Genomic DNA, 23,899 nt, shown 5'->3' with positions numbered 1-23,899 from the left:
CCGCTTTCCTGAGTCAACCTGATAGTCGACCGTTGAGCGGAGCCGGAAGGCTCCGGCCTGAACCTGATATGGACTGCAAGGAGCAAGAATGCGTCTCGTCATCGTATCCAATCGACTGCCCATCAATCTGGTGGAGGAGGACGGCAGAATCATCGCCAAGGAATCCGTGGGCGGACTGGCCACGGGGTTGAATTCCTACCTGGACTCCCTGAACCAAAATTCACCGTTCAGCGGCGACCCGCTGTGGATCGGCTGGCCGGGGATGTATCTGGACGACCCGAGCCGATTCGACTTCTCCTCCCGGATCATGGGCAAGTTCCGGATATGTCCGGTCAACGTGACCCCGGACCAGATGGACAGCTTCTACCTCGGGTTCTGCAACTCCACCCTCTGGCCCCTGTTCCACTATTTTCCGTCCTATGTCGAATTCGATGAGGCGTCCTGGGACAGCTACGTCCAGGTCAACGACATCTTCCGTCAAGCCGTGGAGTCCGAACTGGAACCGGACGACGTGGTCTGGGTGCATGATTACCAGATCATGCTCCTGCCGGAGATGATCCGTTCCCATAGACCGGACGTGACCAGCGGCTTTTTCCTGCACATTCCTTTCCCATCCTATGAAATCTTCCGCCTCCTGCCCAGCACCTGGCGCACCCGTCTGCTGCAAGGTCTCTTGGGCTCGGATCTGATCGGCTTTCATACTTATGACTATTCCCAGCATTTCCTGCGCAGCGTCTCGGCCATTCTGGGTTTGGAGCACCATCTGGGCAAGATCATGGTCGGGGACCGGCTGGTCAAGGTGGACACGTTTCCCATGGGCATCGACTACCACAAATTCGCCCAGGCCGCCCGGGACCAGCGCACCCAGGATGAAAAACGCGAACTGCGCGATTCTCTGGGATCAACCAAGATCATGCTTTCCATCGACCGTCTGGACTACAGCAAGGGCATCGCCAACCGGCTGCGGGGGTACGAGAAATTTCTGGAACTGTACCCGGAGTGGCATGAGCGGGTCGTCCTGATGTTGGTGGTGGTCCCGTCCCGTACCGGGGTGGGCAAGTACCAGGAGATGAAGAAGCAGATCGACGAGTTGGTGGGGGCGATCAACGGCCGGTTCGGCAAGCTGTCCTGGTCCCCGCTCATCTACCAGTACACCACCTACCCGCTGCGCGAACTGACCATGCTCTACGACATCAGCGACGTGGCCCTGGTCACTCCGCTGCGCGACGGAATGAATTTGATCGCCAAGGAGTACATCGCGGCCAAGACCGACGACCTGGGGGTACTGGTGCTCAGCGAGACCGCCGGAGCGGCCATCGAACTGGGAGAGACCCTGATCGTCAACCCCAACAGCCTGACGGACCTCGCCGAAGCCATTCACAAGGCCCTGGAAACGCCGGAAGAGGAGCAGCGCCGGATCATGACCCTGCTCAAAAACCGGTTGGAGCGCTTTGACGTCAACCATTGGGCCGAGGACTTCATGAATTCCCTGCTGCACGTCAAGGCTGAACAGGAACAAATGGAGTCCACGTTCATCAGCGCCGACGCAGCCGGGGAGATGGTGCGCCAATGCAAGTCCGCCTCAAGCCGCCTGCTGCTGCTGGACTACGACGGCACCCTGGTACCCTTTCACGACGCGCCGTCCATGGCCTGCCCTTCGGAGGAAATCCGGGCCACTCTCCAAACCCTGGCCGCCCTGCCCGAGACCCAGGTGGCCATCTTCAGCGGCCGGGACAGGCACAACCTGGAGCGCTGTCTGGACGGCCTGCCCGTGGCCCTGGTGGCCGAACACGGGGTCTGGGTTCGGGAGACCGACGGCCAGTGGCGAATGATCCGCCCCCTGCTCAACGAATGGAAGGATCAGATCCGCCCGATCCTGGAGCGTTTCAGCTCACGGGTGCCGGGTACCTTTGTCGAGGACAAGGACTTTTCCATGGCCTGGCACTATCGCCAGGCAGATCGCAACCTCGGTGCGCAACGGGCCCGGGAACTGGCTGAAACCCTGCGAGGACTGGCCTCCAACGTGGGCATTCAGATCCTGCAAAGCCCCATGGTGGTCGAAGTGCGCAGCGCCGGAATCAGCAAGGCCGTGGCCGCCATGCACTTCAGCTCCAAGCGACAGTGGGACTTCATCCTGGCCATGGGCGATGCGGAAAGCGACGAGGAAATGTTCAAAACCCTACCGGACCATGCCGTAACCCTCCGTGTCGGCCACGACCTGTCCCACGCCACCTACAATATCCGCAATCCGCGAGGTGCCGGGGTGCTGCTGAAGAACTTTACGTTGTGATCAGCTACAAGGCACAGTCGCACCTGAATCCCTCACTTCACGTAAATCTTGACCAGGTTCGTGGCCACGCGGTCCTGGCGGGGTTTGGGCTGGCCGGCGGTGATGACCACGGCCTCGCCGGTGGCGAAGAAATCCGGGTTGCTGTCCACGAAGTACTCGGTTCGGTCCAGGTGATCCGAAAGTTGTTCCTTGATGGAGTGCGGCAGGACGCCTTTGGAGAAATTCAGGAACTGACGCGCCGGGTAGTCCGGGCAGAGGGCGTGGATGGGCTGTTCCGGGCGACAAGCGCTGAGATGACGGATCGTGGCCCCGGAAATGCTGTGGGCCACCAGAGCGCGAACCTGGGCTTTTTCCGCCAGTAAGCAGGCGGCATAGGCCAGGAACCAGGCCGGATCGGATTGATCCTTGGGCGCTTTCGGCCCCCGATAATGTTTCGCGCCGAAGCGCTCGGCCTCCAGGCCGATCTCCCGCATGGTCCGCACCGCTCCCAGGGAATGGTTGCCGATGGCGGTCTCCTCGGAGAGCATCACGCAGTCCGTCCCGTCGTGAATGGCGTTGGCCACGTCCGTGATCTCGGCCCGGGTCGGCACGGGATTGTCCACCATGGACAGCAGCATCTGGGTGGCCACGATCACCGGCTTGCCGGCCTGGTTGCAGGCTTTGATGATCTCTTTTTGCAAGCCCGGCAGGGTGGCCAGGGGGCACTCCAGCCCCAGGTCGCCCCGGGCGACCATGATCCCGTCCACCAATTCCAGAATCTCCTGAAGATTCTCCACGGCGTTGCGCCGCTCCAGCTTGGCGATCACCGGAACCCGGTGGCCGAGGCGCTCCATCTCGTTGATCAGAGAGCGGATGTCCTGAGCGTCCTGAACAAAGGACAAGGCCACCACGTTCACCCCCAACTCCAGGCCATAGGCCAGGTCCTGGCGATCCTTGGGCGTGAATGCCGGCAATGGGCTGACCTTGCCGGGAAAGGCCACGCCCTTTTTGGACGACAACAAACCCGCGTTGAGCGCCTTGAGCAGAACCGTCCGGGCGTCGGGCTTTTCCACGACCTGGAACTGCAAGCCGCCGTCGCTGAGGGTCACCGTATCCCCCCTCTCCAGGACTTCCAGCATATTCGGCTGATCCAGATCCACCCAGCGCAATCCTTTGATGCTCTGGCCGACGGCCTCCATATCTTTTTGCCCACCCGGCAGACCCATGTACAGTAAATCATCCTTATGCACGTCCCAGGGAGCGTCCGCGATTTCACCGATCCGGATTTTCGGCCCCGAAAGGTCCTGCAACAGACTCAGAGCAACGTCCATCCCGGTCTCCAGTTTCTTCAACCGGGCAATGATCGTTTCAAAATAGGACCGGTCGCCATGGGAAAAATTCAACCGAAAGATGCGCACCCCTTGCTCGATCATTTGGCGCAGCATGTCCTCCGAATCGATTGCCGGCCCTACCGTGACCACGACTTTTGTTTTCATGCGGTTGTCTCCTGAGTTGGATATGAATTAAGCAAACAGCGGGTTTTCGGAAGTTACCATGGATCACCCGATAAGCCACGCTTCAGCGCTTCGCCGCCGTCTTGTAAACAGAACCACGCTCACGCTTCCCCACTGCGATGACCACAATCACGAGCGTCGCGTCACGGACTTCGTAGACCAGGCGATATCCCGCACTTTTCAGCTTGATCTTATATCGGTTCGCGCTTCCGGACAAACGAGAAGCTGGAATATGTGGGTTGCGCAGTCTTTCCTGGAGCTTACGTTTGAATTGTTCTCGGAGATGTTCACTCAGCTTTTGCCATTCCTTCAAGGCTTGCTCCTTGAATCGCAGCTTATAATTCATCGAGACTGACTTCCACTTCCGGCTGATCCTTGCGGGCATCGGCCAATGCGTTCAACTCCAGGTCTTCCAGCCTGTCCATGAGGGCCTCGTAGGCCCTGGACGGAACACAGTAAAAGGCCGGTTTGTTCCGGTTCAAAATCGCCACGGGAAAGCCGTCTCCCGCCTCCACGGTCTTCATGGGATTTTTCTTGAGATCGGATATGCTGGCCGTAGTGTCCACGAGAACGAGATTTGTCGGCATGAGATGTCTCCTGCAATTATTAGCTGAAACTCTCCAATAAGACCTAAAAAAAGGTCTCGTCAAGCTGATGCCCGACTTGCAGCCATGGCGCCATGGAAAGATAACTAACTGAATTTTAAAATATATATGCCCTGCAACAGACCGTTGCCTTTCCCGAAGAGTTACGCGTCCATTCCGGATCAGCCGACGTATCCGCCGCCCTGAAACATCCCCGCGATCCTCCGTTCCAGCTCCCGTAAGGTCGCGGAGTCCGCGAGACGTTGGTCCAGGACGTGGATCCGGGCTTTGTCGCCTTGCAGGTCCACGGCGGCCGTGCCGGGCAGGAGGCTGACCACCCAGAGGAAGAGCACCCGGACCGACTCGGATTCCTGAGCAAAGACGTGAGTGATCACGGTGGGCGTCAGGTCCACCCGAAGCCGCATGGCCCGCGAGGCCACGTCCAGGCCGCCAAGCAGGGACTGCCACAGAAAGTACGGCAAAAAACGGACCACGGCCAAAGGCCGCAGGGGCCAGGACCTTGGCGGCAACAACCGAAAGCTGGCCAGCACGGCCAGTCCGACCCCGAGCAGCCCCAGGATGGAAAGGAGTGATCCGCCTTCGGTCAGAATCCACCAGAGCAGGCTGAATCCCAATATCCGGGCCAAGATGCCGCCCGGGCGGGGAAGACTCCACTCGGGACTCCGGGCCGATTCAGAAGAATTATCCCTGGACTCGATTCTCGATTCCGCCATGGCCGCCACCTACCCCAACCAGGTCAAGACCAGAAAAACCAATACAAACCCGACGAACAACACGCCCACGGTATGCCAGTACAGCAGCCGCCGCTCGATCCGATCCGGAACGGTCTGCATCCACCGGCTTTGCAGAATCCGGTCCGACCAGGCCACGAAATCAATGGTCCCGCAGGCCGGATCACAGTACGGGCTGCCCAGCCACCGGGCATGCAGCCTGGTCGCGTTCCGTTCCACAACTTCCAGAACCAGATCGTCCACCCCTTTGCGTTCACCGCCCCCCTGGTTCAGGCTGAGCAACAGTCCAGCGGCCACCAATCCCAGGACAATGGGCCACAATCCGTCCCAGAGGCCTTTCCAGCCTTTTCCGGCAAGGCCATTCAATGCATTGAACGATTCAGGCACCATAAGAGACGCCAAAGGAACCACCCCAAGCACCAGGACCAACAGACCGCCCCAGGCCAAAACCATACCCCGGCTCGCCTTCGCGCTCTTCAATTCCTGTGCGGCTTCGCCGTGTACTTGAGAACGGTCAACTCCCGCGGCCATGCTTCGCCGGACCCGCCAAAAGAACACGGCCATCAGCAAGGTCGTGCCCACGGCGGTCAGGGGCAGCACGGCGCTGAAAATACCGCTCCAGACCGGTGACAACTGCTCGGCTCCGGATTTCAGGGACTGCTTGACCAGGGCTCCGCCGGTGAACGGCGCTCCGGCCAGGACCAGCCCGGCAGCGGCCAAGCCGGCCAGGAGCCACCGCGCCCGGGCCGTCCCCCATTGCGTCGCCTTGGCCACGCCGACGCCGAGAAACAGCGCGCCCTTGGCCAGGCCGTGGACCAGCACGAACAGCAACATTCCCGCCGACAGGAGGGCATCCTCCGGAGACGTTCCGCCGTCCTGGCTTTGAACGGCCAGGGCGAAGCCCACGGCCATGGTCATCAGCCCCATCTGACTGACGCTGGAATAGGCCAGGATGGTCTTTGGGTCATGCCGGGTAAACCCGACCGCGGCGGCATAGACCGCGCCGGACAATCCCAGCCAGGCCATCACCATCCCCCAGGCCGCCGGCCCTGCAAAAAGCGGAAACAGTTGCAGCCAGCCCAGCAGGCCGATCTTGATCATCACCCCGCTGAGCACCGCGCTGGCCGCGGTGGGTGCCGCCGGATGGGCCAGGGGCAGCCAGATATGCAGCCCGATCACCCCGGCCTTGATCCCGAACCCGACCAGGGCCAGGGAGAAGACCAGGGTGTTTCGGTTCCATCCGGCCTCCGTGCTTGCCAGGGCCTGGGCAGCGTCCGTGAACAGCAGGCTGTCCGCGATGATCCCGGCATAGAAAAAGGCCGCGGCCAGCAGCACCTCGCCGATCACGGTCATGATCAGATAGATCTTCCCGGCATGGAGCGCCCTAGGCGTCTGGTCGTGGATGATCAACCCGTAGGCGGCGAAACTCATCATGGCGAAAAAGACATAGAACGAGGCCAGGTCCTGGGCCACGCAGACCCCGATGTTGCCGCTCAAGGTAACCAAGAAAAAGAAGGCGAACCGAAAGCGATCCCGACCGTCGGACCCGCCTTGCGCCGCTGACCGGGCGAACAGGCCGGCGGCGGTCCAGAGCACGGCGGCCAAAAGCAGAAAAACTCGCCCATAGGTCCCGAAATGCAGTATGGTTTCCAGAAACAGGGCCGGAAAGACGCCCGGCGTCACGCCTCCGCCGACCAAAGCGAGCCCCAGGGCCGGCAACGACGCCAGCCAAAGTCCCGGCCCGGCGGCCAGGCCTCGCGTTCGGACATGGCCGAGCAGGCAGCAGAAGAGCAGCGGAAAGCCGATGACGATCAGCCAGATCATTTCGTTTGGATGCCTCTCTTTCCTTCCAGGATGGCCCTATGCGGAAGGTCGTCGTAACGTAGAGGCGGACCTATGTGTCCGCCCTTGCGGATGGCCGATCCTTCCGTGGTTTGTTCAAGAACGATTTCGATTTCGATTTCGATTCAGTCGGAATATATCGAGAAACCGAAAACAAAAGAATCCCGCGATTCACGGAAAAGCCCCCCGACCCATGGTGATCATTTCCGCCACGCCCAAGGGGCTCCACTCCCATCCGGCGAACACCCCGGCGGCCAGGGAGAAAAAGGCCGTGGCCAGAGTGGGCAGCAGGAGCATCCACGGCGCCTCCCAGATTCCGCACCGGGCCTGTTCGCCGCCAAGATCCGGCTCTCCTCCGCAGGGCCGAAACCAGGCCCGGTGCAGGATGGGCAGGAAATAGGCCGCGTTGAGCAGGCTGCTGAGCACCAGGACCGCCACCACCCAATCCTGCCCGGCCTGGATGCCGCCCTGGGCCAGGTACCATTTGCTGACAAACCCGGCCACCGGCGGAACCCCGATCATGCCCAGGGCCGCGATGGTGAACAGGGCCATGGTCACGGGCATGGTCCGGCCCAGGCCGTCCATCTGGTCGATGCGGTGGATATTCCTGGATCGGGCGAAGATACCGGCGCAGAAAAACAGGGTGATCTTCATGATCCCCTGATGAACCAGATGGGCCAGCCCGCCCACCGTGGCCAGGGGGCCGAGGATCACCGCGCCCAGGGCGATGTAGGACACTTGGCTGACCGTGGAATAAGCCAGGCGGCGCTTCAGTTCATTCTGCATCAAGGCCCGCAGGGAGCCGAAGAGGATCGTGGCGACCACCACGGCGGCCAAGGGCTCCAACACCCCGATCTGGGCCGCGAAGTCCTTGCCGAAGACGTCCTGAACCACCCGGAGCACGCCGAAAGCACCGGCTTTGACCACGGCCACGGCGTGCAGCAAGGCGCTGACCGGGGCCGGGGCGACCATGGCCGCGGGCAGCCAGCCATGCAGGGGCACGAAGGCGATCTTCACGGCCAGCCCGCAGATCAGCAAGGCGAAGATGATCCGAGCCTCCCACGGCCCGATGTGCTCCAAGCTCCCCAGGACCCCGCCGGAAACGAAATCATAGGGACCGGCCAAGGTTTGAAGCCCGACCACGCCCAGAAACAGCACGGCCCCCGCGCTCATGGCGTACCACAGATACGTCCGACCGGCGGCCAGGGCTTGCGGCGTGCCCTGGTGGACCACCAAGGGATAGGTGACCAGGGTCAGGAACTCGTAGAAGATGAAAAACGTGATCAGGTTTCCGGCCAGGGCCACGCCGGTGGACGCAGTTACGCACAGGCTGAAGAACCCGAAAAAACGGTTCCGGTTCCGGGATCCTTTCAGATAACCCACGGCATACAGGGTTGTCAGGAACCAGAGATTGCTGGACAGAGAGACAAAGGCCAGGGACAGCAGGTCCACGTGCAGCACGAAGTCGAATCCCAGACCCATGGTGAAGCGCGCTTCGTACACGGCCCCCTGGACCAGCACGCCCCAGGCCATGACAAAAACCCCGACCACCTTCACAGTGGCCCCGGTCATGTTCAGGGCCGTCCGCCACCCGGAACGCTCCTCAGGCAGGAGAAAGATGATCAGCCCGGTAAACAAAGAGCTGCACAACACGATCAACGGCAGCCAGGAGGTCATGGTCATGGCCGGCCTCCGCCAAAATTTCCCATCAGCACCGCATCAAAGGGTGGTTCGAGCCCCATGTCTCGAAGCAGCAAAGCAATCACTTCCTCGGCCCGGAATCCGAACAGCACGCAAAGCGCGGCCAGAATCAGGGCCGACAGGGTCATCAACGCGGGAACCGGACCCAGCTCCGGAATGCCGGAATTCCTCGAGACCTGACGTTCGTCGGCAGCCGTATCGGCGTTTGAATCATCTCCGCCCACCGGCACAAAAGTAAATGAAAGAATCTTAAAGACATAGGCCGCGGTGAGCAGGCCGCCCAGGGCGATGACCACGGCCCACCACCATTGCCCGCTGGCCAGGGAGGCCTTGAGCAGCATCCACTTGGCCACGAATCCGGCGCTGGGCGGCAGGCCCATCAGGCTCACTCCCGCCACGCCCAACGTGAAGGTGACCACGGGCAACCGCCCGGCGATGTCCCGCATGGCCGCCAGTTCGTCCGTGCCCATGGCCAGCAGCAGACAGCCCGCGGCCATGAACAGGGCCGCCTTGGCCAGCCCGTGGGAAAAGACATGGAAGACCGTGCCGGTCCAGGCCATGCTCGCCCAGCCCTCGCTCCAGGCTGCCCCGCCCGAGGGCGTGAGCAGGGCGAAAACAAAAAACAGATACCCCAGTTGGCCCACCGTGGAATAGGCCACCAGAAGCTTCAACCGGGTCTGACGCACGGCCTGGAGGGAACCCCAGAGCACGGCCGCGGCCCCCAGGACGCCCAGCAACTGCCCCGCCACCGGGGCCGTGACGTCCGGAAAAACCACGAACCAGATTCGCAACAACAGGAAAAACGACGCCTTGGTCACCATCCCGGAAAGGATGGCGCTGACCGGGGCCGGAGCTCCGGCATGAGCCGGAGGCAGCCAGAAATGAAACGGCAGCAACGCGGCCTTGATCAGCAATCCGCCGGTCATCAGCCCAAAGGCGACCAGCACGGGAAACGAACCGTCCACGGATTCGGCCAGCAGAAAGATGTCCAACTGACCGGTCTGGGCGTAGAGCAGGGCCACGCCCAGCAGATAGATCAACGACCCGAACATGGTCGCCAAGAGATAGCGCAGCCCGGCCACCAGGGAGTCGTTGGTCCCGGAAAGCACGGTCAATCCCACGGCCCCCAGCCCGACCATCTCCAACAGCACGTAGGCGTTGAACACGTCCGCACTGAGATACACGCCGTTCAACCCGCCCCAGAGCACCAGCCAGACGGGCCAGAAATAGGGCTCCATCCGTGCGTATTCCCGTCCCCGTCCGAAAAAAGCCAGGGCATACACGCCCACCAGCAGGCCGACGATAGCAGTGAGCAACAAGAACATCGCCCCCAGGCCGTCCAGGTACAGCCCGATGCCCAGGGGCGCGGCCCACCCGCCCAGGTCGATCCGGACCGGGCCAAAGAGCCAGACATGGCGCAGCAGCGGCAGACAGGTCCAGGCCGTGACCGCTGAGGCGGCCAGTCCGGCCCAGGCCACGGCCCGGCCCCGGAGCAGCAGGCAGGCCACGCCGCCCACGAACGGAATCAGAATCATCCACGCCGCCTGACTCATGGAATCGGCCCGTCCTTCGTGCTTGAAGCATCTTCGGACCACTCCTTGTTCGTGTCCCTGCTTTGCCCTCCTTCCCTGGCCAGGCCCTTGTGTTGAGCCTGGTAAATCCGGCGCAACAGGGCCAGGGCAAAAGCCGTGGCGCTGATGGCCACCACGATTCCGGTCAGGACCATGGCCTGGGGCACGGGGTCGGCAAAATCTCCCTGATTACGATACGCCGTGCTGATCAGCAGCAGAAACACCCCTCCCGCGATCACGTTCAGGGCCATGATCACCCGCAGCAGATGCCTGCGGGTGATCAAGCCGTGGACGCCCAAGCCCGCCAACAGGGCCGCGGTCAGGGAGTACACCAGAAAGGTGGTCATTGCTCGTCCACCACCAAAACCACGGCCACCAGCGCGGCCAGGGTCACGCCGATGGACACGGTGGCCGCGACCTCCAAGGCCAGAATCAGCGTACCGGCCCAGGCCGACGGGTATTCCAGGGGAAAACTTTGCGGTCCAAACGCGGTCAACACGGCCAGGAGCAGGATGGCCGCGAAGCCCACGACCACGCAGGAGAGCAAGGCGGTCCGAGGCAGCCGATCCACGGAAGACAAGCCGGTCAAGCGCAGCAGGACCAGCCCGGCTGCCAGGACCACTCCGGCCTGAAAGGCTCCTCCCGGAGCGTGGTCTCCCAGCCAGAGCAGGTGCGCCGCGACCATCACGACCAACGGACCCAATAGGCCCACCAGTCGACGCGGCAAGGGCGAAGGGGCCGGACGCTTGGGCAGCCCGCGCAGGTCATGCGCCCCGCGCACCCCGAACACGCCCATCAGGGCCAAAAGCAGGACGCCCAACTCCAGCCAGGTATCGTACAACCGGAAGTTGAGCAGCACGGCGGTCACCGGGTGCTCCACCCCGGAAGAGCCCAGTTTTTGGGCCACGACCCCGGTCAGTCCGTCCCCGTGGCGCGGCAGGTCCAGGACGGCCAGGACCAGCAACGCTGTCAGGGCAACGGCCCCCACTCCGGCCAGGAGATAGTGGAAACGGCCCGGGCAGGCCGCGGCCCGGTCCAGTCGGCAGGCCCCGGCGACAAAAGGCTCGTCAGCGGGGCCGCTCCCTTGAGAGGGTTGGCCGGTTTGGCCAGCCTGGTCAGCCTGGGGCTCGATACGCTTGAACGTCCCGAACAGCAGCACCCCGGCCAGCCCCGCGCCCACCGCGGCCTCGGCCAAAGCGATGTCCGGGGCGCGAAGGCGCACCCAGGCCAGGGCCAGAAACAACCCGAAGGAGATGAACAACACCGTGGCCTGGAACAGATCCGAGGCTTGCAGCAACCGCCAACTGACCAGCAGCAGGGCCCCGGCCAGCAGCAAATCAAAAACCAGGGACGGAGTCATGAGGTGGGGCTCTTGGGGTTTGTGGGGCCTATGCGACCTATAGGACCAATGGGGTTTATGGGGCTTGAGGAATGGAATGAATTGATGCCGGTATCGCGGGGCGTTTGGTTTTCGACATCGTCGCCGCCTTGCTCTTGGACCAACATGTTGCGGCCCAGCAGGAAGCAGATGGATGAACTGCCCGCCAGGGCCACCAGCCAGATCAAGAGAATTTTCAGGGCCGTGCTCACGGACCCGCTGGTTACCATCAAGGCAAGGGCGATCAGCCCCAGGCCGAGGTTGTCGGCCTTGGTCAAGGCATGAATCCGGCTCATGGCGTCCGGAAACCGCAGCAGCCCCACTGTCCCGGCCAGAAAAAAGAATGCTCCCACCAGGCAGAGCAAAACAGCCGATCCCGAGACCACCGCGTCGAACACGCTCCTACCCCCCCGCCCCGCCGCCGGAGTCGCGACCCTTGCCGCGCCCGTCGTGCTCTCGAGAACCGCGCACAAAGGCCATCACCGCCAGGACGGCCAGGACGGCGAAGACCATGGCCGTGTTGCGCATGGCCGGGGCATCGAAGGCCGCGGCCAACAGCAACAACACGGCCACCCCCGTGGTCCCGAAAAGTTGGACGGCCACCAGCCGGTCCTCCTGCCGCGGCCCGCGAAACACCCGAATCAGGCCGACGATCATGGTCAGCAGGAGGAAGCAGGCCACGCCGAGATAGAATGTCTGCATAGGGGGCCTTTCAAGGCAAAGTCTATCTAGGTGGTATCTACTCAGCACATTTTGTGTCCGTTCTTGATCTGGCCATCGGGATCGGGGTCGGCGCTTCGCTATCGGAGTCGGAATCGGAACAGGAAGAATTGAGAACGCATCCCAGCGTTTTCGATCCCGATCCCGATTCCGACGCCGACCCCGGCAACGGCATTACTCTGTGCTGAGTAGTTACTCTGGGTGCTGATAAAGTCCTTGGTCGACAGTCCGTTCAAAAAACTCCTTTTTGCAGCGACGCAGCAATTGGGAGTTTTTCACTGCTATCCTATGCGCAACTGAGCCAGGGTGGCGACGGCGTTCTCGTCGCTGATGTCCGGCTTAATGGTCAATTCCAGGGTGGTCACTCCGGAGGCGTCCAGGTAGATGTTTTCGCTTTCCTCCCGCATCCCGTCCGGACTGAAGTTCCACTGTTGGCGAACGATGTCCGTGAAGGTCTGGCCGTTGTCGGCGGACCAGCGCAGGACGAACTCGTGGGTTCGCTCCACTTCGGCTTCCTCGAAATGAATCCAGATTCTGCGAATACTTTGGGGTTCGTCGAAAAGGAACCTTATGGTTTGCTCCCCGGGTCTTCCGGCCCGCCACCCAGAGGGATGGCCCGGCAACAGGGCGTGCTCGACAGGATGCTCCGGGTCTTCGGAGGTGATCTCCACTTCCGCGACCTCCTCCAGATTCAGCCATTCCCCTTCCGGGGTCGTGGGGGCCTCGGCCCCGGACGAAACAATGCGTTTACGCATGTGATTTTCCCTTGTAATTCTGATTCGTGGTTTCATCAGTCCCGCTACAACTTGACCTCGTCCTTCGCGTCTCGTTGTTCGCGGAATTCCTCGATGGACTTTTCCCAAGCCTCGTTGAGCACGGAAAAGGCGTCCAGAAACCCCTCCCGCATCTGTTCCCAAGCACCCGCCGAAGAGCTTTTCAGGGCGCCGTACCTTTCCGCCAGTTCTACCCGTTGCCGCCGCAGTTCGCGCATCGCTCGGCGCGAACGCTCCCGAGCGGCTTGGCTCATCTCGTCCCAATTGTTCTCAATGGACTTTTCCAGGGCGTCCAGGCGACGGTCCAAATCCTCCAAAGCCGGCTTGGACCGTTCCAGAGCCCTGTCCCGCTGCTCCACCCCATACCGACCCAGGGCTTGGCCCAACTCCCGCATCTCCTTGCGCACCTCCTCAAAGGAGGCTTCGACCGAGGCTTCGCCAGGGGCTTCAACCGGCACGGCGTCCGGGCCATGCTCAACATTCTGGGCCGAACCGGTCCAAGCCGAACAAATGATCATCGCCATGGCAAGCAAAACCACGCCTATCGTTCCTTCCCATCCTTTTTTCATGACTTCCTCCCATTATTTCGGCTTACGGAATGAAAAAAGTAACTACTCAGCACAGAGTTATGCTGTTGCCGGGGTCGGCGTCGGAATCGGGATCGGGATCGGGATCGGAATCGAAAACGCTGGGAAGGGTTCTCAATTCTTCCTGTTTCGATTCCGACTCCGATAGCGAAGCGCCGACCCCGATTGCCGGAGCAAGAGCGGACACAAAATGTGCTGAGTAGATTCTAAAAAATTCTACTTCCTGGAATCATCCACATCCCGCTCATATCGAGCTTTTGCCGCGGAGTACCCCTCCTTCAGCGCTTCCCAGGACCGTTCCACGTTCTTCCTGAGATCTTCCCAACCGGCCTCACTCCCTTTGCGCAACTCGGCGATCTTCTCCTCCACCTCGTCTCGTTTGACCCGCAAGGCTTCGATCTGATCGCGGTACTCGATCTCCTTTTCCGCTTTGACCTGTTTGGCCTTTGCCGCCAGCTTGTCGATGTCGGCGTTCCATTCGTCGATTTTTGCCTTCAGCTTGCGAATGTAGGCTTCTCGGTTTTCAAACATGGCCTCTCCTTTTTGTCCAGTTGCCGGGATTCATTTTTACCGCACCGTGTGCAAGAAATGCAGATGCTTTTCATAGTGGTCGACCACGTCGGAAATGATCTGTTCCTTGGTCCAACCCATCACGTCGTAGTCCTGGCCACCTTCGCCGAGATGCACCTCGGCGCGATAGAACTTCAGTTTCTCTCCGCGTCGCTTCTTGGTGTCGCGCATGGCAAAAGCCGGCGGGGTGTAGATTCGGGGACGCACGGAATAAAAGAAATCGATCTCCTCTCCGTGCAGCACTTCCAGCCAAACTCGGCCGTCCTCACCCTGCTCCACCCGGACCTTGAAGTTTCGTCGCTCAAGTTCGTCGGCCACTTCCCGCAGCGCATCCGCCGCCGTTCCCTGAGTGAACTCCAACACCTCGTTCTTGGTGGGATGGTGCAACAGAGCCGTAAGCCGTTTCTGCCAGGATATGGGCTTGGTTCCCACCTGGGGCATGAGCACGGCGGTCCGCAGGCTGGCTCGTTTGACCACGTCGATATGCAAAGCCCGCAACAGTCCCCAGCACATCAAGAGCATGATCACGGTGAACGGGAACGCGCTGGCGATGGATGCGGTCTGCAACGCGCCCAGGCCGCCGGCCAACAGTAAGGCCGCGGCCACGAAGCCTTCGCTGGAGGCCCAGAAAATGCGCTGCCAGACCGGTGCGTCCTCCTCGCCGCCGGAGGCCAGCATGTCGATGACCAGGGAACCGGAGTCCGACGAAGTCACGAAGAAGGTCACCACCAAAATCGTAGCGATCAACGAGACGATGCCGGACAGGGGCAGTTGTTCGAAGAAATTGAACAAAGCCATGGTAGTATCCGCTGCCACGGCCTCGCCCAAACCGGTGACGCCCTGAACCATGATCATGTGCAGGGCCGTGTTCCCGAAAAAGGTCATCCACATGAAGGTGAAGCCAACGGGCACCAGCAGTACGCCCAGGACGAATTCCCGAATGGTCCGGCCCCGGGAGACCCGTGCGATGAACATGCCGACGAAAGGCGCCCAGGCGATCCACCAGCCCCAGTAGAACAGGGTCCAGCCACCGATCCAGCCCGTGGGCTCATAAGCATAGAGGTTGAAGGTCGTGTTCACGATGTCCGCCACGTAGGCCCCAATATTCTGTGTCAGAGTCTGCAACAGGAAGACCGTGGGGCCGACCACGAGCACGAAAGCCAGCAGAACCACGGCCAGAATCATATTCAGCTCGGACAGCCGTTTAATGCCGCCGTCCAACCCCAGGACCACGGACACGATGGCAATGGCCGTGATGATCGCGATGAGGGTCATCTGCACAGAGACCGTATTGGGCACGCCGAAGAGGTATTCCAGGCCGGAATTGACCTGCATTGCCCCGAAGCCCAGTGAGGTGGCCACCCCGAACATGGTTCCCAGGATGGCGAACACGTCCACGGCATGGCCGATGGGTCCGTAAATCCGGTCGCCGATCAGGGGATAGAACGCTGAACGGATGGTCAACGGCAGGTCGTGGCGATAGGAGAAATAGGCCAGGGAAATGGCCACCACGGCGTAAATGGCCCAGGCATGCACGCCCCAGTGAAAAAAAGTGATCTTCATGGACTCCCGGGCCGCGGCCACGGTTTCCGGGTCGCCCACGGGCGGACTCATATAGTGCATCACCGGCTCGGCCACGCCGAAAAACATCAACCCAATGCCCATGCCCGCGGAAAAAAGCATGGCAAACCAGGAAATGTAACTGTAGTCCGGCTCGCTGTGATCCGGACCGAGCTTGATCCGACCGTATCCGGACAGAGCCAGGTAGACGACGAAAAGCAGAAAGGTTGCGACGGCCAGAACATAGAACCAGCCGGCCGAATGCACGATCCATCCCTGTATGTTGCCGAACAACGCACCCGCACGCTCCGGAGCGACCATGGCAAAGATCACGAAGACCAGAATCAGTCCGGCTGATCCGAAAAAAACCGGGGGGTTGATCTGTACGCGGGGTTTCAGGTCTTGGCTTTCACCAGGATTGCCCATTCTTCCTCCTTGGTTGACGGATTCAAATCAGACTATACGATCAGGTGTACGACTTTGGATCAACTCATGGGGCAAACGCACTCTCGTTTCCACGTCGTCGTCATCCTCGGACCAAACCGCCATTCAGTCCCGCGAACGGGACATGGACGGGCTTTTCGACTTGAACGGCCGCGAACGTGCTCTGTTTCAGCCGCTCGATTTCATCACGGGAAAGACGCAAAAAAAGATAACGCAGGTTATGCGCTAGACGGAGGATGATCAACCGGATCGTTTGAAACACGATCGGTCGTAGGCGCGGGTTTCAAAACCGTCCCTTGCGCAATGGGCCGCCAATGAAATACGGACCCAAGACGTTCAACGAAAGCTACTCCTTGTTTTTCACCCGAAACAAAGAAGGCGACATGCCATTGTCTTCAGGAATTCCTTCAATATCATGAAAAAACTCTGCATCGTCATGGTCGGCCTCCCGGCCCGCGGCAAGTCCACCATCGCCTGCCGCCTCCGGGAGAGTCTGGAAGCGGAAAACTTCAACGTTGCGATCTTCAACAACGGGGAGGTCCGCCGAAGCATACTCCCTGAGAACACGGCATCCGCCGACTTCTTCAGCCCCGACAATCTGGAAGGGGTCCGCCTGCGGGAATGGATCGCGCGCCAGAATTTGCAATCCGCCAGTCAATTCCTCGACGGAGGCGGGGATATCGCCATTCTTGACGCCACGAATATCAGTCGGGAACGACGAGACACTATCCGCCGAGGCATGGAGCAAGTCCCTGTATTATTCATCGAGTGCGTCAACGACGACGAGGAATTGCTGACCACCAGCATCACGCACAAGACAAAAATTTCTGAGTTCGGGCACATGACCTTGCCCGAGGCGATCAAGAGCTTCACGGATCGCATCCAGTTCTACGCAAACAGATATGAGCCCTTGGACAGGGAGAGCAACTACGTGGTGCTCAACTCTCTGCAAAACAGGGTGGTCCGGGAAAAGACGACCGACAACATTCCGCACTATCCCCGCATCCGGGACATCCTGGTCTCGGACATGATCCAGAATCTCTACCTGATCCGGCACGGGGAAACCTACTTTAACCAGGAACGGCGCATCGGGGGGGACTCGCCCCTCACTGAAAAGGGATTGTCCCAGGCCGGGTTGCTGGGCGAGCATTTCAGGACCACCCGGATTCCATTCATTTTTACCAGCACCAAGCGCAGAACGATCCAGATGGCCCGGCCGATCATTGCCGCCCAGGCGGAATGCGCCCACGTCGCCCTGCGGGAATTCGACGAAATCCGTTCCGGAACCTGCGATGCACTGACCTATGACGAGATTCGGGAGCGCTACCCGGAAATCCATCTCGCCCGGAGCATGGACAAGTATCACTACATTTACCCCGGCGGCGAAGGATATGTCACCCTGCAATCCAGAATTCAGATCGGCATCAAGAAGGCCTTGTATCTCAGCGGCAGGGCGGAGCATATCGTGATCATCGGCCATCAGGCCGTGAACCGAATGATCCTCTCGTACTTCCTCTATCGCCGCCTGGAAGACGTACCCTACATCTTCATCCCCCAGGATAGATACTTCCACATTGTCTCCACGCAGACCAAGAAGCTCTTCGAGCTGAAACGGTTTTAGGCCTGAACCACGGGCACTCTGGATCGGTATCGAAATCGAAATCGTGATCGAAATCGATTTCAGGTAACTTTCCGATTTCGATGGCGATTCCGATTTCGATGATTTTTGGCCAACCCTGGGAGACTCTTGAGCATCTTGCAATCTACACCCCTAAAAATATTGAGATTCTCCAGAGAACAAAAATGCCCAAGGGGAGAGGAAGCAGAAAATTGCAAGAGTGACAACAGAGGATAGAGTTATCGCGGCCAGAGGAACCCGTCAGGGCAAATATCGCTCCACCGGGGCCAGAGCGTCGGTCAATACGGGGATGTCGCGAGGGATGGGGCGGGGCCAGCGGTGGGCGAGTTTGGCGGTCAATTTGGAATGGCTTTGCTCTGAGTCCACATCGAGCAACGGGCTGTTCCCGGCGATCAGGACGATGTTCTGGACCCGCTCGGGATCGGCGGGATCGGCCACCAGGAACGTCTCCACCTGGGTGAACACGGCGTCCATGGTCGCCAGCAGGGCCCGGAGCATGCGCCCGTCCGGCCCGGAAACGGCGGAGATCAGGTTGACCACGACCACCCCGCGGTCGGCCAGGTTGGCGGAAATGCGTGCCATGGCCTCGCGGGTGGTCAGTTGAAAGGGGACGGAATAATGGGAACTGAAGGCGTCCAGAATGATCACGTCGTAGGGCGCGTGGGTCTGATTCAGAAAGCGGCGGGCGTCCTGGTGATGGATTTCGATCCGCTGCCCCGGCGTCCCGTCCGGATCAAACCCGAAATGATTCCGGGCCAGTTTCGTGAAGACCGGGTCGATCTCCACCACGTCCAGTTCCAGGTCCGTCCGGGTCCGCATCAGATGTTTGGGATACGAGTACCCGCCCCCGCCGACCATCAGGACCCGCCGGTGATCAGGAACGTACAGCTCGGCGAGTCGGAAGAAGCGCGTGTACGGGAGGGCCAGCTCCACGGGATCGTCCAGGTACATGGCGGACTGGAGCCAACCCGGCCCGGTGGACATGATCCGCATTCGGCGGCCCGAGCTTTCCTCTTCGGCCTCGGCCACGATGATCCGGTTGTAGGCCGTGTCCAGATCAAAGTAGCCCTGGGCCGCCAGGGCCTGGCGATACTGGACGTGCAGGAATCCGCCCACGATCAACACGGCCAGAAACGCACTTTTCACAACCATGCCGGAGCGCGGGGACAAGGCCATGGCCAAGAGAGCCATGACCGCGCCCAGGACCAGCAAAATGGGCAGACTGCCGAAAAAGGACAGGAGCACGAAGCCGGCCAGAAACGTGCCCACGATGCTGCCGATGGTGGACAGGGCGTACATTCGCCCGACCACGGCCCCGGAATGCTCCAGGGAGGCCAGTTTCATCTTCACGGCATAGGGGGCGATCATCCCCAGAAGGATGCTTGCCGGGCCGAACAGGCTCACGGTGGCCAGGAGCACCCCGAGACGCAGACCGGGCACATGGCCCTGGATCAGACGTAAAACCGGGGCCTGAAGCACCGCCGTCAAGGCGATCAACACCCCGGCCCAGAAGACGATCCAAGCCAGGCCGGACCTGGTCGGTCCCTGGTCCGCCAAACGACCGCCCCACCAGTAGCCGATGCTCAACGCGGCCAGGACCACGCCGATCAGGCCGGTCCAGACCACCAGGGACGTACCCAGGAACGGGGCCATGAGCCGCGAACCGGTCAGCTCCAGGATCATCACCACGGCCCCACAGAGAAATACGGTCAGTTCCAGCATAACGATCCGATTCCCAAAGCTATTTGCCGAAAGGACATTTGGGGAAAGAACACGTCCGGCACTGCATGCACAGGGAACCGGCCCCCATCCGAGCCAGCTCACTCCGGCTGACGCTGCGCCCGGCCAGGAGCCTGGGCAGGAACAGATCCAGGCTGGTGGTCTTGAAAAACAACGCGCAGGCGGGAATTCCCAGGACCCGGACCGAGCCGATGCGCCCGAAAAGGGTCATGGTTCCGGGCAGAATGGGTGCGCCGTAGAGCATATCCTCGGCTCCGGCTTCCAACAGGGCCTGGCGGGTCACGTCGTCCGGGTCCACGGACAATCCGGCCGTGGTGATCAGCAGATCCGCGCCCAAATCCAGAAGCTCTCGGACCGCGATGACGATCGCCTCTTTGCTGTCCGGGACGATCCGGCTGGCCAAAACCTCGCTCCCCAGGGCCTGCACTTTGGAACCGACAATGGGCACGAATTTATCCTCCACCAGTCCCTGAAACACTTCCGTACCCGTGACCAATACGCCGGCCTTGGCCTTGCGCAGCGGCAGGACGGAAAACAGCGGTCCCGGCTCCAAGACGCTCATGGCCCGCAAAAACCGATGCCGGGACAGATACAGCGGAATGGCCCTGGTCCCAGCCACGGTCATGCCCTGCTTGACCAGCACGGCGTCGTGCCGGGAGGCGCACATTACCTCCGGAACCAAGTTGAAGGCTTCCAGCCGATCCCGTTCCACGGTGAGCAGCCCGTCCCGGGCGGCCAGCAGATCGACCTTGCCTTCCCTGGGCGGCAGACGCAGATCCACCCCCTCCCCGGCCATGGCCCGGGCAAAGGTCTCGGCGGCCTCGTTTTCATGCACCCAGTCCGCTCCCTCGCCGGATTCAGCTTCGGACTCCTGGACATAGACCCGCATCCGGCCCATCTGCTGCAACCGGCAGATATCGCCTACGCTGATCTCCTGGCCCTTGACGAACACCGCGTCCTTGGTCTTGCCCGGCTCGATCCGGGTCATGTCGTGCAAGACCTTGCGGCCCACGGCCTGGTCCACGGGCACGGCCCGGGGCTCGGGCGCCACCGGGGCGGCCATATTCTGCACATAAGGGGCTTCCCCCTGGCAGGCCCGGCAGATCCGGCCGTCCAGCTGAGGATAGGCCTCCTTGCAGACCGGACAGACCATGATGCCGCCCCGCCCTTTACGCTGCATCAGATGAGGGGCCACTTGAACCGTCTCCAGGCTGCACACGCTTGCCCCGGCAGCCTTGATCTCCGCGAACAAGGCCGCGCTGTCCTGCTCCTTCTTGGGCAGAAGCTTCATGTACCAGGTCCGGATGGCCGACCAGTCGGCGACCTTTTCCGGGTCCAGGTAAATCCGGACGCCGCCGCCGGAATACTTGTCGTACAAGGTCAGGGCGTATCGACCCAGGTTGATCACCCGCAGCCAGCCGTTGCCGATGGTGCAGGGCGTGAGCAGCTGCACGGCGTCCGGCAGACAGTGCGTGGTTTCGGAGATGGCGTCGAAGAGCGTATTCTCGGGCAGATGCCGCCGGGCCTCCTCGACCATGAAGCCCCCCAGCACCAGCCCGGGCGCGGCGGATCCGTGAAAATCACGAACCTGCAAGACAAAATCGTCGAACGACTGAGAACCAACGTACACGGCTTGGCCTTCCGAGGTCTCTTTCACGATCTCTTCAGTGGTCATGGATGCTCCTTATTCCATCTTGCTTTCAATAAAGATATTGCTCAGGTCAACGAGGCATTAGAGTCCGGATCGAAATCGAAATCGAAATCGAAATCGAAAAAACTCGTTATCACGAAGTATTGCAATATGTTTGTTCAAGAACGATTTCGATCACGATTCGATTTGGAACATGGCGGTGTCTTCGCGTGTCATATTGAATGCAAATCCGTATCATCAGCGGAATCTGTTGGTGTCGAAACAGAGCCGAAAGCAGGTGGTGTGGGCGAGCCGGGCGAAGAACGATACGGCAGCACCGGCCAGGGAAAATGCTCTTGGGCCAAGGCCAGGGCGCAGCGCTCCACTGCGTCGTGCCACTTCAAAAAGCCGTCGGCCAAGTGCTCGCCGAAGTCGGTGAGCACATAGCCCTTGCCCTCCTTGCGGACCAGATCCTCTCCCAGATACTCCTGAGCCTGCCGAATCTTGCCCCAGGCCGCCCGGTAGGAAATACCCAGCTTCTCCGCGGCCCGGCGCAACGAACCGCATTCCCTGATCCTGACCAGGAGCATGGCCCGGCCCAGGCCGATCAACGCGCCCCGGTCGTTTTCCAGCCAGAGGTGCAGGCGCATGGACGGAGATGTATTTTTTTGCATGGGCACTTCCATATGCTAATACAAACATAACATCAAGCGACGGTTTCTTGACCCGGACAGACCTTCGGTCGCCGTGCGTTCTAGATTTTCTGCATGGTGAAGCTGACGGCGTAGCGTTTGAACTTGCCGAACAGGAGGGCAATTCGGCCGTTCTCATTGCCGTCGAGCTGGAGCCCCAGGTCTTTAGGACGGAAAATGGCCCGGGCCTTGATCAGCTTCCGCAAGGACGTCTCCACGCTTCCTTCGCGGCGGTGGATGTACAGCCGCAGGTCGGGGCGGACATCGCCCTCAATGGTTCCCGTCTTTTCCCGGACCGAAAAATTTGCCCGAGGGCCGAACACTCCGGAAATCTTGAACTTGAACAAACGTTCCAGAACCCGCATCATCCCGGCCTGAGGATTCTCGCCGACATAGAGATTCCAGAGAAACCGCCCGACCCCATACTTGTCGCTCCACCAGACGCCCTCGTGATTCAAAACATGAACCCCGGAAGGAACAAGCTGGTAGGAGCCCAGGCCGAGGTCGTCGGTCTTAATGTCGAAACTGACCTGACGACAGCCCAAATGTCGCTGCTTTTCCCGAACCAACAGAGCCGAATTTCTGGGCGTCAACAGCTTCAGAGCCATCCGGTCCCGCGGCTGCAAGGGCATTCCCCGAGTCCGCTCCACCGCTGAGATGATGTCCAGAGCGCAGGAGGTGATCAGTCGCTGGTCGCGCACAAGCAGGGGCGAATGCGCTTCGTTTCGGTCATCGTAAGATGCGTTCATGGTGAGACGGGTACGATTATCAATCGGTCGACGGAAAGAGTGTTGCCTGGACGGCTTCTCGTGGCTCAGGTTTGCGTTTTATGGCGATTACCTTTATGAAGCCGTGAAGTCGTTTTAAACTAAATTTTTTGCGACTCCTGCATTTATCTGGCAAGTTATCAAGCAAGAAACGGTCCAACGCCCGCAAAGGCCCGATGGGAACCAGAGCAAGGCGCTCTACTGAAAAAACTAGCCTACCTCCGTCCGGTGGACAAGCCTTGGACGGAGCAAGAAATAACCAGGGTAGAGAATCATGTCCGCACGAATTCTCGTGGTTGAGGACGACCAACTCAACAGATTCGCGCTCAAAAAGCTCTTGGAAAAAGGCGGCTTCACCGTTCGTGAGGCCGAAGACGGACGACGGGCCCTGGAAGTGTTGGAACAGGAAACCGTGGACTGCATTCTGATGGATATCCAGTTGCCGATCATGAACGGAGTGGAAGCCACCGAGATCATCCGGGCCCACGACGGCTCCCGATACAATCCCAAAACACCCATCATCGCCCTGACGGCGTATGCCATGCCGGGAGACAAGGAAAAATTCCTGGCCTCCGGCATGAATGACTATCTCGCCAAACCCACCACCTATCAGCAGTTGGAACAGGTTTTGCGCAAATATATCGCGAAAGAGAAGCTTTGAATTAGAAATGGCATAAGACGGCAACTTCACGGGCCTTGGGAAGCAAACCAGGTTTTTAAACCGATCATGCCGTTTCCCCAGTTTGCAAAGGAGCAAGCTTATGAAGGTTCTTATCGTCGATGACGACTTGGCGAATCGCGTGGTAATGCAGACGTTCATGCGCGAAAAGGCGTCCCACATCAACATGGCCGCCAACGGTGAGGAAGCCGTCCAGGCGTTCGCCATGGCTCTGGACGACCAGGATCCGTACACCTTGATTCTCATGGACATCATGATGCCGGTCATGGACGGTCATGAGGCGCTGAAAGCCATCCGCAAGGTGGAAAAAGACCGCGGCGTTCCCCCTGGAAGCGAAGTCAAGGTGATCATGGTCTCCTGCCTTGAGGACCAAAAAAATGTCTGCCAAGCCTTTTTTCACGGCATGGCCACCTGCTATCTGACCAAGCCGTTGAGCAAGGAAGGCCTGGACACGGCCCTGGGCAGTATTTCGCTCTGACGGACCGGG

At 60.4% G+C, this 23,899-nt stretch carries 24 protein-coding genes; 5 read left to right on the top strand and 19 right to left on the bottom strand.

Annotated elements, in window-relative coordinates; translation table 11 throughout:
- Nucleotides 1–88: 88 nt before the first annotated feature.
- A complete protein-coding gene (locus tag DESLA_RS0102350) occupies nt 89–2,290 on the top strand; it encodes a bifunctional alpha,alpha-trehalose-phosphate synthase (UDP-forming)/trehalose-phosphatase (protein WP_028571233.1) in 2,202 nt (733 codons plus the stop codon).
- Between the two features lie 32 nt (nt 2,291–2,322).
- On the opposite strand, the gene pyk is transcribed toward DESLA_RS0102350, so the two are convergent.
- The 11 genes from pyk to DESLA_RS0102295 all read right to left on the bottom strand — a co-directional run bounded on the left by pyk (nt 2,323) and on the right by DESLA_RS0102295 (nt 12,313).
- The gene (gene pyk, locus DESLA_RS0102345; protein WP_028571232.1) at nt 2,323–3,765 is read right to left on the bottom strand and encodes a pyruvate kinase; all 1,443 of its coding nucleotides are present in this window, start codon (nt 3,763–3,765) and stop codon (nt 2,323–2,325) included.
- Between the two features lie 82 nt (nt 3,766–3,847).
- On the bottom strand, nt 3,848–4,129 hold the full coding sequence (locus DESLA_RS0102340; protein WP_028571231.1) for a type II toxin-antitoxin system RelE family toxin: 282 nt from the start codon (nt 4,127–4,129) through the stop codon (nt 3,848–3,850).
- Nucleotides 4,119–4,370: a type II toxin-antitoxin system Phd/YefM family antitoxin gene (locus DESLA_RS0102335; RefSeq protein WP_028571230.1), complete on the bottom strand. Its 252-nt coding sequence runs from the start codon at nt 4,368–4,370 to the stop codon at nt 4,119–4,121. The genes DESLA_RS0102340 and DESLA_RS0102335 overlap by 11 nt, the downstream gene beginning before the upstream one ends.
- Nucleotides 4,371–4,549: 179 nt before the next feature.
- The gene (locus tag DESLA_RS18255; protein WP_084031824.1) at nt 4,550–5,101 is read right to left on the bottom strand and encodes a Na+/H+ antiporter subunit E; all 552 of its coding nucleotides are present in this window, start codon (nt 5,099–5,101) and stop codon (nt 4,550–4,552) included.
- A 9-nt stretch (nt 5,102–5,110) separates the two neighbouring features.
- The gene (locus DESLA_RS0102325; protein WP_035261251.1) at nt 5,111–6,943 is read right to left on the bottom strand and encodes a complex I subunit 5 family protein; all 1,833 of its coding nucleotides are present in this window, start codon (nt 6,941–6,943) and stop codon (nt 5,111–5,113) included.
- Between the two features lie 189 nt (nt 6,944–7,132).
- Nucleotides 7,133–8,644 (bottom strand): complex I subunit 5 family protein, encoded by a 1,512-nt coding sequence (locus DESLA_RS0102320; protein WP_028571228.1) that lies wholly within the window; start codon nt 8,642–8,644, stop codon nt 7,133–7,135.
- Nucleotides 8,641–10,197, bottom strand: a complete 1,557-nt coding sequence (locus tag DESLA_RS18250; RefSeq protein WP_169732582.1) for a complex I subunit 5 family protein — start codon at nt 10,195–10,197, stop codon at nt 8,641–8,643. The genes DESLA_RS0102320 and DESLA_RS18250 overlap by 4 nt, the downstream gene beginning before the upstream one ends.
- 14 nt (nt 10,198–10,211) lie before the next feature.
- Complete coding sequence (locus DESLA_RS18245) at nt 10,212–10,580, bottom strand: sodium:proton antiporter (RefSeq protein ID WP_084031823.1); 369 nt, start codon at nt 10,578–10,580, stop codon at nt 10,212–10,214.
- Nucleotides 10,577–11,593, bottom strand: coding sequence for a hydrogenase subunit MbhD domain-containing protein (locus tag DESLA_RS0102305; RefSeq protein WP_028571227.1), 1,017 nt, complete (start codon nt 11,591–11,593; stop codon nt 10,577–10,579). Before DESLA_RS0102305 ends, DESLA_RS18245 begins: the two co-directional genes overlap by 4 nt.
- Complete coding sequence (locus DESLA_RS18240; RefSeq protein ID WP_245589986.1) at nt 11,590–12,009, bottom strand: cation:proton antiporter; 420 nt, start codon at nt 12,007–12,009, stop codon at nt 11,590–11,592. Before DESLA_RS18240 ends, DESLA_RS0102305 begins: the two co-directional genes overlap by 4 nt.
- Nucleotides 12,010–12,013: 4 nt before the next feature.
- Nucleotides 12,014–12,313 carry an MrpF/PhaF family protein gene (locus DESLA_RS0102295; RefSeq protein WP_028571226.1) on the bottom strand — a complete coding sequence of 100 codons (300 nt, stop codon included), beginning with the start codon at nt 12,311–12,313 and terminating at the stop codon, nt 12,014–12,016.
- Between the two features lie 53 nt (nt 12,314–12,366).
- Between DESLA_RS0102295 and DESLA_RS22690 the strand changes: the two genes are divergently transcribed.
- Nucleotides 12,367–12,519 carry a hypothetical protein gene (locus tag DESLA_RS22690; protein ID WP_156932838.1) on the top strand — a complete coding sequence of 51 codons (153 nt, stop codon included), beginning with the start codon at nt 12,367–12,369 and terminating at the stop codon, nt 12,517–12,519.
- A gap of 93 nt (nt 12,520–12,612) precedes the next feature.
- Here DESLA_RS22690 and DESLA_RS0102285 read toward each other — a convergent pair whose 3' ends face one another.
- From DESLA_RS0102285 to DESLA_RS0102270, 4 genes are all read right to left on the bottom strand, one after another.
- Entirely contained in the window at nt 12,613–13,086 is a 474-nt protein-coding gene (locus DESLA_RS0102285) for a hypothetical protein (protein WP_028571225.1), read from the bottom strand.
- A 44-nt stretch (nt 13,087–13,130) separates the two neighbouring features.
- The gene (locus DESLA_RS18235) at nt 13,131–13,673 is read right to left on the bottom strand and encodes a sll1863 family stress response protein (protein WP_051434302.1); all 543 of its coding nucleotides are present in this window, start codon (nt 13,671–13,673) and stop codon (nt 13,131–13,133) included.
- 234 nt (nt 13,674–13,907) lie between these two features.
- Nucleotides 13,908–14,222 (bottom strand): sll1863 family stress response protein, encoded by a 315-nt coding sequence (locus DESLA_RS0102275; RefSeq protein ID WP_028571224.1) that lies wholly within the window; start codon nt 14,220–14,222, stop codon nt 13,908–13,910.
- Nucleotides 14,223–14,258: 36 nt separating this feature from the next.
- A complete protein-coding gene (locus DESLA_RS0102270) occupies nt 14,259–16,247 on the bottom strand; it encodes a BCCT family transporter (protein WP_035261248.1) in 1,989 nt (662 codons plus the stop codon).
- A gap of 433 nt (nt 16,248–16,680) precedes the next feature.
- Between DESLA_RS0102270 and DESLA_RS0102260 the strand changes: the two genes are divergently transcribed.
- Nucleotides 16,681–17,886: a bifunctional nucleoside/nucleotide kinase/histidine phosphatase family protein gene (locus tag DESLA_RS0102260; protein ID WP_028571222.1), complete on the top strand. Its 1,206-nt coding sequence runs from the start codon at nt 16,681–16,683 to the stop codon at nt 17,884–17,886.
- 258 nt (nt 17,887–18,144) lie between these two features.
- Here DESLA_RS0102260 and DESLA_RS0102255 read toward each other — a convergent pair whose 3' ends face one another.
- From DESLA_RS0102255 to DESLA_RS0102240, 4 genes are all read right to left on the bottom strand, one after another.
- The gene (locus DESLA_RS0102255; protein ID WP_028571221.1) at nt 18,145–19,626 is read right to left on the bottom strand and encodes a fused MFS/spermidine synthase; all 1,482 of its coding nucleotides are present in this window, start codon (nt 19,624–19,626) and stop codon (nt 18,145–18,147) included.
- Nucleotides 19,627–19,645: 19 nt separating this feature from the next.
- Nucleotides 19,646–21,319 (bottom strand): FmdE family protein, encoded by a 1,674-nt coding sequence (locus DESLA_RS0102250; RefSeq protein WP_245589985.1) that lies wholly within the window; start codon nt 21,317–21,319, stop codon nt 19,646–19,648.
- A 188-nt stretch (nt 21,320–21,507) separates the two neighbouring features.
- The gene (locus DESLA_RS18230; protein ID WP_035261245.1) at nt 21,508–21,948 is read right to left on the bottom strand and encodes a winged helix-turn-helix domain-containing protein; all 441 of its coding nucleotides are present in this window, start codon (nt 21,946–21,948) and stop codon (nt 21,508–21,510) included.
- Between the two features lie 80 nt (nt 21,949–22,028).
- Nucleotides 22,029–22,715 carry a hypothetical protein gene (locus tag DESLA_RS0102240; protein WP_028571219.1) on the bottom strand — a complete coding sequence of 229 codons (687 nt, stop codon included), beginning with the start codon at nt 22,713–22,715 and terminating at the stop codon, nt 22,029–22,031.
- A 292-nt stretch (nt 22,716–23,007) separates the two neighbouring features.
- Here DESLA_RS0102240 and DESLA_RS0102235 point away from each other — a divergent pair, with 292 nt between their 5' ends.
- A complete protein-coding gene (locus DESLA_RS0102235; protein ID WP_028571218.1) occupies nt 23,008–23,394 on the top strand; it encodes a response regulator in 387 nt (128 codons plus the stop codon).
- Nucleotides 23,395–23,494: 100 nt separating this feature from the next.
- Complete coding sequence (locus DESLA_RS0102230) at nt 23,495–23,890, top strand: response regulator (protein WP_028571217.1); 396 nt, start codon at nt 23,495–23,497, stop codon at nt 23,888–23,890.
- Nucleotides 23,891–23,899: the final 9 nt, after the last annotated feature.

Origin of the sequence: Desulfonatronum lacustre DSM 10312 (genome assembly GCF_000519265.1) — a bacterium.
In the GTDB taxonomy this organism is placed as follows: Bacteria; Desulfobacterota; Desulfovibrionia; order Desulfovibrionales; family Desulfonatronaceae; genus Desulfonatronum; species Desulfonatronum lacustre.
Note: the sequence above shows the minus strand (reverse complement) of the source record. Positions and strands in the feature narration are given on the sequence as shown.